The 15,747-nt window shown below is 63.2% G+C and carries 14 protein-coding genes and 2 pseudogenes; 12 read left to right on the forward strand and 4 right to left on the reverse strand.

All coding sequences use genetic code 11. From position 1 onward, the window contains the following. A pseudogene (locus M8523_RS22370) lies at positions 1-357 on the reverse strand (hypothetical protein); the annotation flags it as partial. A 187-nt stretch (positions 358-544) separates the two neighbouring features. Between M8523_RS22370 and M8523_RS22375 the strand changes: the two are divergent. Continuing rightward, positions 545-835: a hypothetical protein gene (locus M8523_RS22375; RefSeq protein ID WP_282587130.1), complete on the forward strand. Its 291-nt coding sequence runs from the start codon at positions 545-547 to the stop codon at positions 833-835. A gap of 310 nt (positions 836-1,145) precedes the next feature. Here M8523_RS22375 and M8523_RS22380 read toward each other — a convergent pair whose 3' ends face one another. Then, entirely contained in the window at positions 1,146-1,664 is a 519-nt protein-coding gene (locus M8523_RS22380; protein ID WP_282587131.1) for a hypothetical protein, read from the reverse strand. A 203-nt stretch (positions 1,665-1,867) separates the two neighbouring features. Here M8523_RS22380 and M8523_RS22385 point away from each other — a divergent pair, with 203 nt between their 5' ends. From M8523_RS22385 to M8523_RS22400, 4 genes and pseudogenes are all read left to right on the forward strand, one after another. Further along, positions 1,868-2,323 carry a hypothetical protein gene (locus M8523_RS22385; protein ID WP_282587132.1) on the forward strand — a complete coding sequence of 152 codons (456 nt, stop codon included), beginning with the start codon at positions 1,868-1,870 and terminating at the stop codon, positions 2,321-2,323. Continuing rightward, a complete protein-coding gene (locus tag M8523_RS22390; RefSeq protein WP_282587133.1) occupies positions 2,299-2,820 on the forward strand; it encodes an MFS transporter in 522 nt (173 codons plus the stop codon). The genes M8523_RS22385 and M8523_RS22390 overlap by 25 nt, the downstream gene beginning before the upstream one ends. A gap of 320 nt (positions 2,821-3,140) precedes the next feature. Further along, positions 3,141-3,327, forward strand: a pseudogene (locus M8523_RS22395) (tyrosine-type recombinase/integrase); the annotation flags it as partial. Between the two features lie 370 nt (positions 3,328-3,697). Next, positions 3,698-4,174, forward strand: a complete 477-nt coding sequence (locus M8523_RS22400) for a BLUF domain-containing protein (RefSeq protein WP_282587134.1) — start codon at positions 3,698-3,700, stop codon at positions 4,172-4,174. Between the two features lie 98 nt (positions 4,175-4,272). Here M8523_RS22400 and M8523_RS22405 read toward each other — a convergent pair whose 3' ends face one another. Together M8523_RS22405 and M8523_RS22410 are read right to left on the reverse strand one after the other, a co-directional pair. Next, positions 4,273-5,223: an IS481 family transposase gene (locus tag M8523_RS22405; RefSeq protein WP_282587135.1), complete on the reverse strand. Its 951-nt coding sequence runs from the start codon at positions 5,221-5,223 to the stop codon at positions 4,273-4,275. 376 nt (positions 5,224-5,599) lie between these two features. Beyond that, complete coding sequence (locus M8523_RS22410; RefSeq protein WP_282587136.1) at positions 5,600-5,884, reverse strand: hypothetical protein; 285 nt, start codon at positions 5,882-5,884, stop codon at positions 5,600-5,602. Positions 5,885-6,414: 530 nt separating this feature from the next. Between M8523_RS22410 and M8523_RS22415 the strand changes: the two genes are divergently transcribed. From M8523_RS22415 to M8523_RS22445, 7 genes are all read left to right on the forward strand, one after another. Beyond that, positions 6,415-6,954 (forward strand): SRPBCC family protein, encoded by a 540-nt coding sequence (locus tag M8523_RS22415; protein ID WP_282587137.1) that lies wholly within the window; start codon positions 6,415-6,417, stop codon positions 6,952-6,954. Positions 6,955-7,143: 189 nt separating this feature from the next. Then, the gene (locus tag M8523_RS22420) at positions 7,144-9,438 is read left to right on the forward strand and encodes a xanthine dehydrogenase family protein molybdopterin-binding subunit (RefSeq protein ID WP_282587138.1); all 2,295 of its coding nucleotides are present in this window, start codon (positions 7,144-7,146) and stop codon (positions 9,436-9,438) included. A gap of 163 nt (positions 9,439-9,601) precedes the next feature. Next, a complete protein-coding gene (locus tag M8523_RS22425; RefSeq protein WP_282587139.1) occupies positions 9,602-9,895 on the forward strand; it encodes a hypothetical protein in 294 nt (97 codons plus the stop codon). A gap of 309 nt (positions 9,896-10,204) precedes the next feature. After that, on the forward strand, positions 10,205-10,714 hold the full coding sequence (locus M8523_RS22430) for a (2Fe-2S)-binding protein (RefSeq protein ID WP_428351063.1): 510 nt from the start codon (positions 10,205-10,207) through the stop codon (positions 10,712-10,714). Between the two features lie 82 nt (positions 10,715-10,796). Beyond that, a complete protein-coding gene (locus tag M8523_RS22435) occupies positions 10,797-13,163 on the forward strand; it encodes a xanthine dehydrogenase family protein molybdopterin-binding subunit (protein ID WP_282587140.1) in 2,367 nt (788 codons plus the stop codon). 9 nt (positions 13,164-13,172) lie between these two features. Continuing rightward, positions 13,173-13,973 carry an FAD binding domain-containing protein gene (locus M8523_RS22440; RefSeq protein WP_282587141.1) on the forward strand — a complete coding sequence of 267 codons (801 nt, stop codon included), beginning with the start codon at positions 13,173-13,175 and terminating at the stop codon, positions 13,971-13,973. 432 nt (positions 13,974-14,405) lie between these two features. After that, on the forward strand, positions 14,406-15,743 hold the full coding sequence (locus M8523_RS22445; RefSeq protein ID WP_282587142.1) for an ABC transporter substrate-binding protein: 1,338 nt from the start codon (positions 14,406-14,408) through the stop codon (positions 15,741-15,743). Positions 15,744-15,747: the final 4 nt, after the last annotated feature.

Genomic DNA, 15,747 nt, shown 5'->3' on the forward strand with positions numbered 1-15,747 from the left:
AAGAACGTGACCATTCAAGGCCCGAAGCTCTGGGGCGAGGCCATAGAGCCGCATCAATTTGCCCAGGCGCGGACCCGCCTCGCAGACCACGATGAAGCTTTGCGCGAGGTGCATGCGCCCCTCTCGGGTTACCAGCCGGCGGCTCCCCAACGCGGCGAGCACGAGCACGAGCGCGGGCGCCTGCTCGATATAGTCAATGGCGAAGGGATGAAGCGCCGCGAGAAACGCGGCCACCCGTTGCAGTTCGGGATCGGAGAAGCATTGGGCCGCCCGTTCACCCGCGATCGGCACCCACTCCTTGTTCTTGACCAGACCGTCCCGGACCAGATCCGGTGCGATCTGCTGAAATGGCGTCATGACCTGTCTCCGTTCGAGAGAAGCCGCCAGCACCGGGCGGCAGCCCGGCGCGGCGATCACCTCTGAGGACGGAGGGCTGCGAGGTTTTAGGAGACGCGGAGGTCATTCCAGCCGCTCTCCATATTCGGACCATGCTCGCGTGCGGCATTTCACGGCGTGCTCATCCAGATTGGGAGAGGAGACGCCCGTGTCCGAAGACCCTTGCCGCTTCATACTCGCGGTTCTCGTGGTGGCCGTGTGTGCGGCGAGCGCCGATGCCCGCGCCGCGGAGGCGAGCATCGGAACGGCGCAGATGGCGCCGGACGGAACCCTCACGTTTTTCCTGATCGCACGGGATCCGGCGAGGGGCATCACCGGCCACGGATTCTTCACATACAAGCGAGGCGATCCGAAGTACGGGGAGATGCTTCGCCACGTCGGGGGCTTGCGGCCGGGCCAGACGAAATCGGTCCCGCCCTGGCCGAGCGCCGCGAAATAGGCCGCACGCGGGGACCTCCCGATCCCCGCATGGTTGGTGGCCCACGCTTCGGGGGCCTCACCGGGCTGGATTTCGAGACGCTGCTCGGAAAGAAGTCTGACCCCTCATCCTGAGCAGGCCTCGCAGAGGCCGCGTCCAAGGATCGGCAGGTACCTCAGACGTGGCCGATGCTTCGACACGCCCGCTCTGCGGACTGCTCAGCATAAGGGTGTAGAATGTTCAGTCAGGCTTGAGCAGCCCGCGGCTCGCCGGCGTCTCGAAAAATCGGCAAGAGCTTGGCCAATCCTTCGAGACCGCCTTCCCGCTCTTCTCAGATCGAGGTCCCCATGAAGGCCTTCACGGCGTCCTGCATCGCCGCGTCGAACCCTTTCAGGTCCAGCGTCCAATGCACGGTGCCGTTGCCGACGTCGATCGTGACGGGCGTCGTGTCCGACAGGTCGAGGGTGTCTGGCGCCATGTCGACAACCTCCACTTCGGTCGGTGACCGGGCGATGGCCGCCGCCGTGTAGTCGGTGCCGCCCACCTGCATGCGGACCGGCTGCCGATTGCCGACCGTCAAATCCCATTTGGGATTGGTGAGAATGAATTGCCCGGTCTTGCTGACCTGGAAGACCACCGTGCCGCCATGCGTCATTTCGGTGGTGACGCCGAAGACCGAATGGCTGTCGGCCGTCACAGCGAAGCCCCGCCAATAATCGTGCCGCGGGCAAACGGACGTGTCCGCCGAAGCGGGTGACGCGAGCGCGGACAATGTGACCGCGCCAAGAATCATCGGGGCCGCGACGAGAGCCGGCAGGCTCCGGCGGCTGAACGGGAAAGGCTTGCGCATGGGACCGGTGCTCCTTCGAGAGCCCGTCTGAATGACGGCTCATCGAGGGAGACGGAGGCCAGTCGATTTTTCGCAGCGGCTCGCTGGCCAAGCCACGGCGTCCGGATCGAACGAAGTCGGCCCGCGAAAGAATTTTGCTCCTCCGTCTCCTGGATCATGAGCCCGCGACCGGCGGCCTCGGTCCATGTCTTGAGGAGACCACGATGAAGAATATCGGCAAGATCGCGCTGTGCGTGCCCGTCGCCGTCGGCGTCTGGCTGGCGGCCATCCCCTATTTTGCGATCGCCTTCGTGGTGATCGACTGGTTTGCCAATCGGCTTGGCGGCGCGGACTACGCCGAGGCTCTGGGCTATCGCGCCAGCGCGATCGGGGTCACGGCCGGCATTGGCTTCGCCGCTTACTGGCTGCTGCTCATCGCCTGCACCGCGGTCCGCAGCCACGGCGGCACCGATTGGATTTCACGCGCCCTGGCCTTGCTCTTCGTCGCCTTTCTGTTGCTCGTCCTGCGCGGCACGGCCTGGGATTTCCTGACGACGATCACCCACTACAGCCGCTGGGGCGCCCTCGCCGCCCTGCTCTTCGCTTCGATGACAAAGCAGGTCCTCGCCGGCAATAGAGATCGGGCCAGAGCACGTTGCTCCGCCTGCCTTACGGGTTGATGAAGGCCAGCCATGCGTCGGCGGTGTCGGCCGGCGCGGCGCTGCTGCCTGTGACGGTGCTGCTCGCAACTCTTTCGTCTCTGTTCGGAAGCCTGTCCGCGCGTGTCGGTGCGCGTCCGGTGCTGGTCGCGGGCTGCATGGTCATCGCGGCCGGATTCCTGCTGATCCTGCGCGTCAACGCCGGTTCGTCTTACGCGACCGGGCTCCCACCGGCGCTTGCCGCGATCGGAATGGGTCGTGCCGCTGCCGTCGCCCCGCTAACCGCGGCCGCAATGGCCACGGTCGAGCCTCGTCTGCCAGGCGCAGCCTCCGGCTGTAACCACGCCACGGCCCGCACCGCCGGGCTGATCGCAACCGCGTGCCTCGGGCGAGCCGTGGCGTTAAGCGGCGACGATCTCATAACGGCCTGCCACAAGGCGGCTGTGGTGGCAGCCATCGCATGCGTCATCGAAGCCGCGGCCGGTCTCCTGGTGCAAAGCCCCCTTCGCAAGCGATGAGTCGGGGGCCTGTCCCTCGGCTTCAAGCGTTCCAAAGCCATCGAATTCGACCACCGATCTACCTGGTCTGGAGGTCCATACAGGTCGGTGTCGGTGTTTCACGATCTGCAATACAGAGCGGACCGTCTTCTCACGGCCAAGCCCACCAGTCCGTGGTTGATCGCCCGTGCTTCCATCGGACGCTTTCGGCCGTGGGATAACAACGATCGGACTCTTAGAATTTGACCCAGGCGTCAAAGAACGACGCCCCTGGAATGCCGGCCGAAAGCTCGGGGCCAAGCGAGCGCCCATGCCACAGCAAGTTTGGGCCGTTCGGTTCTGGGTGGCGGCCTGAAGACTATGCAACCCATTCAGTCCGGAGAACGAAGGCGTCGATTATCTACAAGCAATCCGGCAACTTGCGCGGTGCAGATCCTTCTTGGGCATACGAAGATCGAGAGCACGGTGCGCTATTTCGGCGTGGATGTCGAAGACGCGCTGACCTTGTCTGAACGGATCGAGATCTGAACGTAGAGGCGCAGCAAGACTTGTTGGATCGAGGCTGCGCTTTCGCGCCCATCCCGGTTCTTCACCGGGCCGTCGTCTCTGCTCCGAAGCAGCCGTTGGACGTCGATCGCTTGAATGGCTCAGGTGAGTGGTTTGCTGACCTTCCCGAACACGTCAGGATGGTCTGATTGAGATCGAGCTTGAGTCGTCATCAGCGCTGATCGCGCCGACACCTCGACAGGAAAATCCGCTCTGACTCTCATGCTTTCAGCGCGCATCAGATAGGGGCGGTGATCCAACGCTTCCTTACACAAATCAGGTCGATGCGCTAACATGGCCCTCACTCACCGGGCGGTACGGCCCGCTTGGCATAGACAGAGCGAGCTTACCCATGTTCGACGAAATCGGTTTTCCAGGCGGCGCTGAGTTAGACGACGACGACGCGCCGGCGCTTTACAATTTCGTTTACTGCAGCCGTGCCGCCGATGGCGTCGACGACGTCGAGGTCGGCCGCATCGTCGAATCGGCTCAACGCCGCAATCTCGCCCGTGGCATCACCGGGGTGCTGGTTTTCGGTAGCGGTGTCTTCTTCCAATGGATCGAGGGGCCGGCCGCCGAGGTGCAGGAACTAATCGCGAGCCTGCATGGCGATTCGCGCCATTACGACATCGTCTCGCTGAACCGGAGTGAGGAAAAGCGCGAGCGTCTGTATCCGAACTGGGAGATGGAACGGGTCGAAGCCGAACACATCCGCGCGGTGCTCCAGGACGCGCTCGAGAGCGCCGAAGACGAGAACAACGTTGCGGCACTGAGGCGTATCCTCGATCACCTCGCTTCCGGGTCGTTCGAATCGCTTGGGCGAAGCTAATGTTGTCGGCGAGTGGCAGTTTAGAGCCGATCCCCCACTGAGCCGCAGCGGAAAGGTCTATCCCCATGCAAATTCACCAGGACGCATTGGCATTGTAGCTAGGTGTTTAGTCCCGGCATTTGATGGATCGAGTCGATCCTGAACCGTTGTGGTTCTGATGTCCGTTGTTTGCAGATGGCTTCGTAGCGGATGAGACCCTTCAGGGTCTTCAATCGCCGTCCGAAGTTGTAGGCGTCGATGAAGTCGGCGAGGTGCTGCTGCAACTGCGCGTGATTGTCGTAGTGGAAGCGCTTGACGGTTGCGTCCTCGATGGTCCGGTTCATCCGCTCGACCTGACCGTTAGTACATGGGTGTTTCAACTTGGTCAGGCGATGCTCGATGTCGTTCTCGTTCGAGACGCAGTCGAAGATGTGGTGGAAGGCGGAGTGGTCGCAGGCGCGATTGGTGAACTGAATGCCGTTGTCGGTCGGCACCGTGTGGATGGTGTAGGGGATCGCCACGATCAGGTCGCGGAGGAAATGTGCGGCCACCATCTTACCGGCTTTGCGGCAGAGTCTGACGAAGGCGAACTTGGACGTCCGGTCGATGGCGACGAAGAGGTAGAGCTTGCCTTCTGCGGTTTGCACCTCGGCGATGTCAACGTGGAAATAACCGATCGGATAACTCTTGAACTTCCTCTTGCCTGGCTTGTTGCCTTCGACATCGGGCAGCCGGGAGACGCCGTGACGCTGAAGGCAGCGGTGCAGGGACGAACGCGTCAGGTGCGGGATCGTGGGCTGCAGGGCGTAGAGACAGTCGTCGAGCAGCAGCACCGTGTGTTGACGGAACGCGACCACGACGGCTTCCTCTTCGACCGACAGGACCGTCGACTTGGGGGCCGCCGGTCCGGTCTTGCGATCGGCCGTCGAGGTCCGTTTCTTCCACTTCGCGACGGTCTTCGGGTTGATCCCGTAGCGTTTGCCGAGCGATCTCAGGCTCTCTTGACTATGCTGTATCGCTCGACGCACTGCCGCTGTCGTCGTGGCGCTGCCATGGTGAACCTGACCCATAGCGCCTCCTTCCACTCATGCGTGAAAGTTGCACCATCAAAATCCGGGATCAAACACCTAGGCGCGATGGGCGGTACCGGTTTCAAGTCCGATTTGACCAGCACCGGAAACGTGGCGACCCTTGTCGTGAATTCAGATTCGCTCTGCGGAGAGCGGCCTATCCCGTTACCTTGCGGCGCAAGGTGTCGCGCCGATCGACGCCGTCGGTCAATGGGCCACATCACGCGGGCTTCACGCCGCTCGTCAAACGTCATTTTTCGCGGGACAATTATGCGCCCAGTGCAGCAGCTTGACCAGGCTCGAGTCCGACGGGTTGTGCTTCACGCCACCTGAAACCAACTTTCAATGGTGCGAGCCCGACCAGATATGGCGCGGCTCATACACGCTTGAGCCATGATGCCGGCAATAGCGCCCCGCGTACCTGAAAACCCTTCGCCAGCCCGGCCACACAATTCCTGATCGACGGGAATATCGCCGCAGCAATTGCAAACGCTTCGCATTCGCAGATGATCGGCGACCTGGAGTGCCAGGGAAGACCTTTGGCCGCGAGGTCGCTGGCGAACGTTGTCAGCGGCACCACCAGAGCGAGCGGCTTGTCCTCAAGCGGTTGCGCGCCGCAGCCCAGTCGCTTGAGCAGTGTCCCGACGACATCATGACCCACGCCATGGCCATCGCCTGCAAGGCGGCGGCGAGCTTACTCAAACTCTTGGTCGTCCATTTGAGCGGCGACAGGGGATCTTCGCGCGCGTTGGATCGATGATCTTCTCCAGGCCGCAGAGCAGCGCCGGATCGGTCGCGTTAACGGGTTTGCGACCGCCCTCCGCAGGGCGGATGCCGCCTTGAGCCTTCGAGGTCTAGCCCGGCAACTCGTCGAGGCCCCGCCCGGTCGTGCAGCGGGCGATCCCCCATCATTTCAGACACCGCCGCGATTCCGCCCCGGCCGCCGCCAGAGCTTTCCACGCGGCAAACCAACGCCGTGCACGCTCGTCCAGAACCGGACCGAGTGTCTGATAGCGAAGCTTGACGGCCTTTGTCCACAGCTTTGGCCTATCCTGAGTAGGCCGCCTCAGGGTAAAAACTGACCCTTGCGGAAGAGCCCGGCTTGTGTCCGGATGGCCCGAATGATCAAGCCCTTTGGCTATGGCACACTCGTGGACGAGATGGCCGGTTGCAAATGGTGGGGGGATACCAGTGGATCTGAACGGAACACAGCGGATCGAGGCCTCGAACGAGACCGTTTATGCCGCATTGAACGACCCTGAGGTGTTGCGCCAGTGCATCCCAGGGTGCGAGTCCATCGAGAAGTCATCCGATACGGCCATGAAGGCCAAGGTGACGCTGAAGATTGGACCGATGAAGGTCACGTTCAACGGGAACGTCACTTTGTCCGATCTCGATCCACCGCACGCCTACCGCATCAATGGCGAAGGCTCGGGCGGTGTCGCCGGTTTCGCCAAAGGCTCGGCCGGTGTGCGCCTTGAGCCCGAGGGCGAGGGCGAGGCGACCCTGCTGCATTATTCGGTGAAAGCCGATGTCGGCGGCAAGATCGCCCAGCTTGGCGCGCGTTTGATCGAAGGCACGGCCAAAAAATTGTCTGCTGAATTCTTCGAGAAGCTCGGGACAGTGATTGTACCGCCGGCGCCGCAAGTCGAAGAGGTGGTTGCTGAGGCGGCCGATGCCAAGAAACCTGGGTGGTTCAGCAAGACCTTTGGGACGGCTTCGACGTCGTGACGCGTTCGGAACACGGCTGAGCACTCCGAAGAGATCGAGCACGCGACTACGCAATTCGCCTGCGAACAGTGTGGACCTGGGCACGGATCGACTATTTACCGCAGGGCCATGCTCAAGCTTTGTGGTCGAAAGCATTGGTTGGGGCCGCGCGGTGCTGAATACCGCCGGGAATCGAACGGAACGATCGTCATGAAGCCGATGAAGTTTGGGATAGGGCAGTCCATCAAGCGGATCGAGGACGCGAAGTTCATCACGGGCGTCGGTCGCTACACGGCCGATCTCGTTCGGCCGGGCGGCCTGGTCGCCGGCTTCTATCGATCGCCGCACGCGCATGCCCGCTTCACGCTGGGCGACCTTGCGGCCGTTCGGGACATGCCGGGCGTGAAGCTCGTTTTGGAGGCAGACGACATCTCCCACTTGGGCGGATTGCCGTGCCTCGCGCCCATGACCGACACGGACGGGACCGAGATGGTGCTGCCGCCGTATCCGCTCCTCGCGCAGAACACCGTCCGCCACGTCGGTGATGCGATCGTCATGATCGTGGCCTCGTCGGAGGCCGAGCTTCGAGACGCCATCGAGGCGGTGCCGATCGATTTCGATATGCTTGATGCGGTGGTCGACATGCCGGCGGCGATCGCATCGGGCGCTGTCCCGGTTTGGCCGGAGGTCGGCGGCAATGTCGCCTACGACAATGCGATGGGAGACAAGGCGGCGACCGACGCGGCCTTTGCCGCGGCCGCGCATGTCGTTTCACTGACCGTCGAGAACAACCGGCTCGTCGCGAACTTCATGGAACCGCGCGCGGCCTTAGCCGAGATCGACCCGGATGGCCGTTACGTCCTAACCACCGGCAGCCAGGGGGTGCACGGACTGCGGGATACCTTGGCCGAGACGATCCTGAAGGTCGCTCCGGACAAAGTCCGGGTCGTCACGCCCGACGTGGGCGGCGGGTTCGGAACCAAGACCTTCATGTATCGCGAATATCCGCTGCTGCTCGAGGCGGCGCTGCGCTGCGGGGCCCCAGTCAGTTGGGTCGCGGACCGGACAGAGCATTTTCTCGGCGACGCACAGGGCCGCGACAATCTCACGACCGCCGAAATGGCGCTCGACGCGGAAGGGCGCTTTCTGGCGCTTCGCATCGATATTCTCGGCAATCTCGGCGCCTATCTGTCGCAGTTCGGGCCTTACATCCCCTGGCTCGGCGTCACGATGGCGACCGGCGCCTACGACATTCCCGTCATTCACGTCCGCTGCCGGGGTGTCTACACGCATACGGTGCCGGTCGACGCCTACAGGGGCGCGGGCCGCCCGGAGGCCGCCTATGTGCTGGAGCGTCTCGTCGATACCTGCGCGCGTGAGCTCGAAATCCCAAGGGAGGCGCTGCGGGCCATGAATTTCGTGCCTTCGCAGAAGATGCCTTACAAAACCCAGACCGACCGCACCTATGACGTCGGCGACTTCGAAGGCGCGATGCGGCAGGCGCTCGATCGGGCGGATGCGGCGGGGATCGAAGCCCGCGTGGCGGAGGCCAAGGCGCGCGGCAAGCTGCGTGGCCTCGGATTCGCGAGCTACATCGAGTGCACGGCCTGGGGCGAAGGCGAGGACGGCAGCGTGTCGCTCGAACCGGACGGGACGTTCACGGTGCTGGTCGGAACGCAGTCGAACGGTCAGGGCCATGCCACGGCCTATGCCCAGACGGCCTCGCAATATCTCGACGTTCCGCTCGACCAGATCCGCGTCGTACAGGGGGACACGGACCGCGTGAAGACCGGCCACGGAACAGGCGGGTCACGTTCCATTCCGGTCGGTTCGGTGATGGTGGCGGGCGCCTCTGAAAAGCTCGTGGGGCAATTGAAGACGCTCGCCGCCGAGAAGCTGGAAGCCGCGATCGCCGATCTCGAAGTCGGCGACGGCGGCATCCGCGTCGCGGGCACGGATCGCGCCATCAGCTACGCCGATCTGGCCCTGCTGCCGGGCGCGACGGAGGCGGTTCGGGGCGCGCGCGATGAATTCGTGCCGCCGCAGGCCACCTATCCGAACGGCACTCACGTCTGCGAAGTGGAAATCGATCCGGATACCGGAATCACGACAGTCGAGCGCTACACGGTCTGCGACGATTTCGGTGTGACGCTGAACCCGATCCTCCTGGCCGGTCAAGTGCATGGCGGCATCGCGCAAGGCATCGGCCAGGCGCTGCTCGAGCGTACCGTCTACGGCGACAACGGACAGCTGCTGACCGCGACGCTGATGGACTATTGCCTTCCGCGCGCGACCGACGTGCCGATGATCGACTTCCAGACCCGGAATATCCCTTCGACGACCAATCCCCTCGGTTTGAAGGGGGCGGGCGAGGCCGGGACGATCGGTGCCTGCCCTGCGGTGATGAACGCCGTTGTCGATGCGCTCGACCGGGCCCGTGGCATCAGGCACATCGACATGCCGGCAACGCCGTCGCGCGTCGCGGCGGCGCTGCGGGCAGCCTGATCGCCGGGATCGAGGCGGCCGCTTGGCCGGCCGCCTCGGTCGGGTCGTTGTCCGAGCGTTGGATTTCGACCTGTAAGGGCAAAGCGACCAAGTCATCGTGCGCAACCGCTGCTGCCGCGCGTTACCGCTCAACGAGAGTTCGGCGCAAGGATTTAAAAATGACGTGCGCACCACGGCGCCCGCCCATCTGTCGCGTGACGATCGCTCTGCCGAGGATTGCGTCAAGCATGTCGACCAGCAGCCCGGCCGTCGCGTAAGACATACGCATCTGGCGGGTGCCGGCCGAGATGGTCCCGCTCTCTGCGAACCGCTCGATCAGCTCAATGTTGCCCGGTCCGCTTCGCCGGCCTGGGTCAAAATCGATTCGCGCTCGGAGAACGGCCGCGTCGAGCGGCCCAGTGGGGAGAGCGGCAATCTTTGTCGCGCGACGTACCGGATGTTCGCCCACGGGCTTTGATAGCTCGGTCAGGCGGAGGTTGCTCCCTTCAAGACCCAGCCACGTGGACGAGGTCCGTCGCCCCTTCGGTGGCCTCCACATTCGAGATCCGACGCACGCTGATGAGTCACCGTTCGGCGGGAGGTGCGCCGGATACGGTCTCGACGCCGTTCGCAGACTTACGCTTGACCGGCCCTCCAACGCCTATCTATCATTGGCCTAATTCCAAGGTGCGGTTCAACGTTCCTGGAAGGCGTGCTCGCAAAGCGCGGTGGGCGGCTGGGCGACCTATGTGAGGTCCCTGGCACGAACGTCCGATTTGAGGATCCGATGGGATCGGGGGAAACGATGCTTGTTGCCATGACGGTGAACGGCAAAGCCGTATCGCGTGACGTCGATCCGCGGACGCTGCTGGTTCAGTTTTTGCGAGACAATCTCAGGCTGACCGGAACCCACGTGGGTTGCGACACCAGCCAGTGCGGCGCCTGCGTCGTGCATATCGACGGGAACGCCGTCAAATCGTGCACGATCCTGGCGGTAGCCTGTGAGAGCAGTGCCGTGACGACCATTGAAGGGCTTGCCGCCGGCGGCACGCTGCACCCCATGCAGGAGGCTTTCCGCGAGCATCATGGCCTGCAATGCGGGTTCTGCACGCCGGGCATGATCATGACGGCGGTCGACATGGTCAACCGCCGCGGCCCCGACCTCGACGAGCACACGATCCGCGAGGATCTCGAAGGCAATATCTGCCGCTGCACGGGCTATCACAACATCGTCAAAGCCGTCGCAGCGGGTGCCCAGGCCATGGGCGAGACAGCCTTCAAGCAAGCCGCCGAATAGCCAGCATCCCGTTTTCAACGGCGGCCCGGCGAAACCCACGCAGCAAGACGTGAGACCCGGGTCCTGCCGCGAGGAGGAACCCATGAGTGCAACCGGTATCGGCGCTTCTGTTCGCCGCAAGGAAGATTTCCGCTTCATCACCGGCAAGGGCCACTACACGGACGATATCAACCGTCCCGGCCAAGCCTATGCCTACTTCGTCCGTTCGCCCCACGCGCATGCCAAGATCAACCGCATCGACAAGGCGGAGGCGGAGCGCGCGCCTGGCGTCGTCGCCATCTTCACGGGCGAAGATATCGCGGCCGACAAGATCGGCGGCCTGATCTGCGGTTGGATGATCCATTCGAAGGACGGCTCGCCCATGAAGGCAGGCCCGCATCCGGCGCTCGCGCAGGGCAAGGTGCGCTATGTCGGCGATCATGTCGCCGTCGTCATCGCCGAAACCTATGCGCAGGCCCGCGAGGCCGGCGAGCAGGTCAACGTCGACTACGACGTGCTGCCGGCGGTCGTCGATACCGGGTCGGCCCGCTCGGTCGGCGGCGAGCCGGTGCATGAGGTCGCGCCCGACAATACCGTGTTCGAATGGCACCTCGGGAACAAGCCCGAGACCGAGGCGGCCTTTGCCCGGGCCGCGCATGTCACCAAGCTCGATATCGTCAACAACCGGCTGATCCCGAACGCCATGGAGCCCCGGGCCGCGGTGGGCGACTACGATGACGGGGCCGACAGCTTCACGCTCTACACCACCAGCCAGAACCCGCATGTCGCCCGGCTCGTTCTCTCCGCCTTCAACGGCATCGCACCGGAAAACAAGCTTCGGGTCATCGCGCCGGATGTCGGCGGTGGTTTCGGCTCGAAGATCTTCATCTATGCGGAAGAAACCGTTTGCGTCTGGGCCGCCAAGAAGGTCAATCGGCCGGTCAAGTGGAACAGCGACCGGACCGAGGCCTTCCTGTCGGACGCCCATGGCCGCGACCATGTCACCCATGCCGAACTCGCGACCGATGCCAATGGCATGATGATCGGCCTCCGGGTGCATACGACGGCCAATCTCGGCGCTTATCTGTCGACCTTCTCGTCGTCGGTGCCGACCTATCTCTATGCGCCGTTGCTCTCGGGTCAGTATAACATTCCGGCGATCTACTGCGAAGTCGACGCGGTCTATACCAACACGGCTCCGGTCGACGCCTATCGGGGCGCCGGCCGACCCGAGGCGACCTTCGTGATCGAACGGATCGTCGAGGTGGCGGCGCGGGAACTTGGATTCGATCCCGCGGAGTTCCGGCGCAGGAACTTCGTCACCAGCTATCCGCACCAGACCCCCGTCATCATGTGCTACGACGCCGGCAACTACGGCGCCTCGATGGACAAGGCGCTGGAGCTGATCGACTACAAGGGCTTTCCGGCCCGCAAGGCGGAGGCACAACGCCGTGGCCGTCTCCGGGGCATCGGCTTTTCAGCTTATATCGAAGCCTGCGGCATTGCCCCTTCGGCGGCGGTCGGATCGCTGGGCGCGGGCGTCGGCCTCTGGGAATCTGCCGAGGTGCGGGTGAACCCGGTCGGCACCGTCGAGGTCCTGACCGGCTCGCACAGCCACGGCCAGGGCCACGAGACGACCTTTGCCCAGCTCGTCTCCGAACGCCTCGGCATCCCGATCGACAACGTGACCATTGTTCACGGCGACACCGATAAGGTGCAGATGGGCATGGGCACCTATGGCTCGCGCTCGGGTGCCGTGGGCATGTCCGCTATCGTCAAGGCGCTCGACAAGGTCGAGGCCAAGGCCAAGAAAGTGGCCGGCTACGTGCTCGAAGCCTCCCCCGATGACATCGAGTTCAAGGACGGCAAGTTCACGGTCAAAGGCACCGACAAGGAGATCGATTTCGCATCCGTCGCCCTGCAGGCCTATGTGGCCCACAAGTTCAACGGGCAGGACCTGGAACCCGGACTGAAGGAAGGTGCCTTCTACGATCCCACCAACTTCACCTTCCCGGCCGGCGTCCACATCTGCGAATGCGAGATCGACCCCGACACGGGTGTGACGCGCATCGAGAATTGGGTGGCGGTCGACGATTTCGGGATCGTGATCAACCCGATGATTGTCGAGGGCCAGGTGCATGGCGGGATTGCTCAAGGCGTCGGTCAGGCGCTGCTGGAAGGCACGGTCTACAACGAAGACGGTCAGCTGCTCACGGCGAGCTACATGGATTACTGCATGCCGCGCGCCTACGACTTTCCGTCCCTGAAGGTGGAGACGACAGAGACCCGCTGCCCGTCCAATCCGCTCGGCATCAAGGGATGCGGCGAGGCGGGCGCGATCGCGGCGCCGCCCGCCGTGATCAACGCCATCACCGATGCTCTCGGGCACGAGAACATCGCGATGCCGGCGACGCCGCTGAAAGTCTGGAGGGCCGTGCAGGAGGTTCAACCCCGCATGGCGGCCGAATAGGAGAGACCCATGTACGCCTTCACCTATCAACGCCCCACCTCCCTCGACGACGCCATGGCAATGCTCGGCGATGGCGACGCCAAGCTCCTGGCCGGCGGCCACACGCTGCTTCCGACGATGAAGCAACGGCTTGCTGCCCCCAGCGCGCTGATCGATCTCGGCGCTTTGCGCGACCAGCTCTCGGGTGTGACCGAAGAAGCTGGCGGCGTGACGATCGGCGCCATGACGCGGCACGGCGAAGTCGCCGAAGATCCTATCGTGAAGCGGGTGATCCCGGCATTGGCCGCGATGGCAAGCGTCGTGGGCGACCCCGCGGTTCGCTCGCGCGGCACGATGGGAGGTTCGGTAGCCAACAATGATCCGGCTGCCGATTATCCGGCCGCCTGCCTCGCCCTCGGGGCCACCATCCGCACGACCAAGCGCCAGATCGCTGCCGCCGACTACTTCACCGGTCTCTTCGAGACGGCGCTCGAAGCTGGCGAGATTATCACTGCCATCCATTTTCCAAAGCCCGAGAAAGCCGGCTACGAAAAGTTTCGCAATCCCGCGTCGCGCTACGCGATGGTCGGTGTCTTCGTGGCCAAGACGGCTGAGGGCGTTCGGGTCACGGTGACGGGGGCCGGGGCGAATGGCGTGTTCCGGGCGCAGGACTTCGAACAGGCACTCGCGGCGAACTTCTCGGCTGATGCCATCAAGGCGGTCAAGATGTCCCCGGACGGCCTGAACTCGGACATCCATGCAGATGCGGTCTACCGTGCGCATCTCATCGGTGTCATGGCGCGTCGCGCGCTCGACAAGGCGAACATCTAAGAGCCGGATCGGTCCAATAGTTTCGGAGGGGTCGAGTCCGTTGCGCTCGGCCCCGTTTTGTCCCCAGACGTAGTCTGCCGCCTGGCTTGCTCGTTTCCATCCAGACTGGCTCGTCGTAGGACCCGCCCACACGCCGCTGGATCCGGCACCCCTTCACAATTCAGCGTCTTCGCTCGTGCATCAGCGCGCGTTGAGACACGTTTGCAGCTCGCGAGGGATCATCCGGCGGAGCTTCGAGGTCCCACGACCATCCAAAAGCCTGCATCATTGTTGATCAGCGGAGAAGATTTCGGGGCGCAATGGTGAAATACTTCGCAGATAAAGGGATCATAAATTTGAGTTATGGGCCGCCTTTGGCCTTTTAATTTGCTTCTTATATTCAATACAAAGCATCCTTCACTCAGGAATAACCTGTTACCTGAGGATGATCTGATGATCAGCGACAACCCGGATGGTATTGCGCCGAAGGTAGACGAAGCCGAGAACCATGTGAGCCGTCGCTCATTTCTGAAGGTCGGTGCCGCGGTCGCGGGCGCCGCCGCCGGCTCGGGCGCCATAACCGGCTTCCCGACCATCTGGGCGCAGGAGATCAAGGACATCGAACTGCGCCATGTGGGCGTGTCCTATTCGGTCGTGAAGGCCATCGGTGACCAGGCCTCGAAGGATCTCGGCTTCAAGGTCACGATGCAGAACCTCGACACTTCAGCGGCCATCAACCGCTTCATCACGCAGCCCAACACGGTCGACATCGCCGACCTCGAAGGCTGGCAGGCCAAGCTTGCCGCCAAGCGCGGCGTGATCCAGGGGATCGAAGCGAAGAAAATCAAGGAGTTCGACAACTTTCTGCCGATCTTCACGAAGGGCGAGCTCGACGGCCACAAGATCCCGCGCCAAGGCATTTCGCCTTACGAGGCGCTCTATCTTGCCAAGCCGGACGCGACCGAGCTGCATGACGGCGTGACCGAGTGGCTCACCAATGTGCCACAAGTCTATAATGCAGATTCGATCGGCTACCGGCCCGACCTCGTCGGCCACACCGTGACCGAGTGGAAGGACCTGATCGACCCCAAGTTCAAGGGCAAGGCCGCCATCCTCGACGTGCCGGCCATCGGCATCATGGACGCCGCACTCACCTTCGAGAGCGCCGGGTTGATCACCTATGCCAACAAAGGCAACATGACCAAGAAGGAGATCGACTTCACCTGCGACAAGCTGATCGAGCTCAAGAAGGATGGGCACTTCCGGGCCACCTGGACCACCTTTGACCAGTCGGTGCAGCTTATGGCGGCGGGCGAAGTGGTGATCCAGTCGATGTGGTCGCCGGCGGTCGCGGCGGTGCGGGTCAAGCAAATTCCCTGCACCTATGCCCCGGTCAACATCAAGAACGGCAAGGAAGGCTATCGCGGCTGGTGCAACGGCATGGGCCTGATGAAGCATCTCACGGGCAAGAAGCTCGAAGCGGCCTATGAATACATGAACTGGTACATGTCCGGCTGGCAGGGCGCCTTCGTGAGCCGCTACGGCTACTACAGCCCGGTCCCTTCGACCGCCAAGAAGTTCATGACGCCGGCCGAATATGCCTTCTGGTACGAAGGCAAGCCGGCGCCGGAAGAGGTGAAGGATCCTTATGGCGTGGCGATGGAAAAGGCCGGCACGGTGCGCGACGGCGGCTCCTTCACCGAGCGCGTCACCAACATCTCGTGCTGGAACACGCTGATGGACGAAGCCGCCTACATGAACAAGCGCTGGAACGACTTCAAGGTCGCGTAAGCGC

The sequence above is a fragment of the Lichenifustis flavocetrariae genome, from assembly GCF_026130545.1.
Lineage (GTDB): Bacteria > Pseudomonadota > Alphaproteobacteria > Rhizobiales > Beijerinckiaceae > Lichenihabitans > Lichenihabitans flavocetrariae.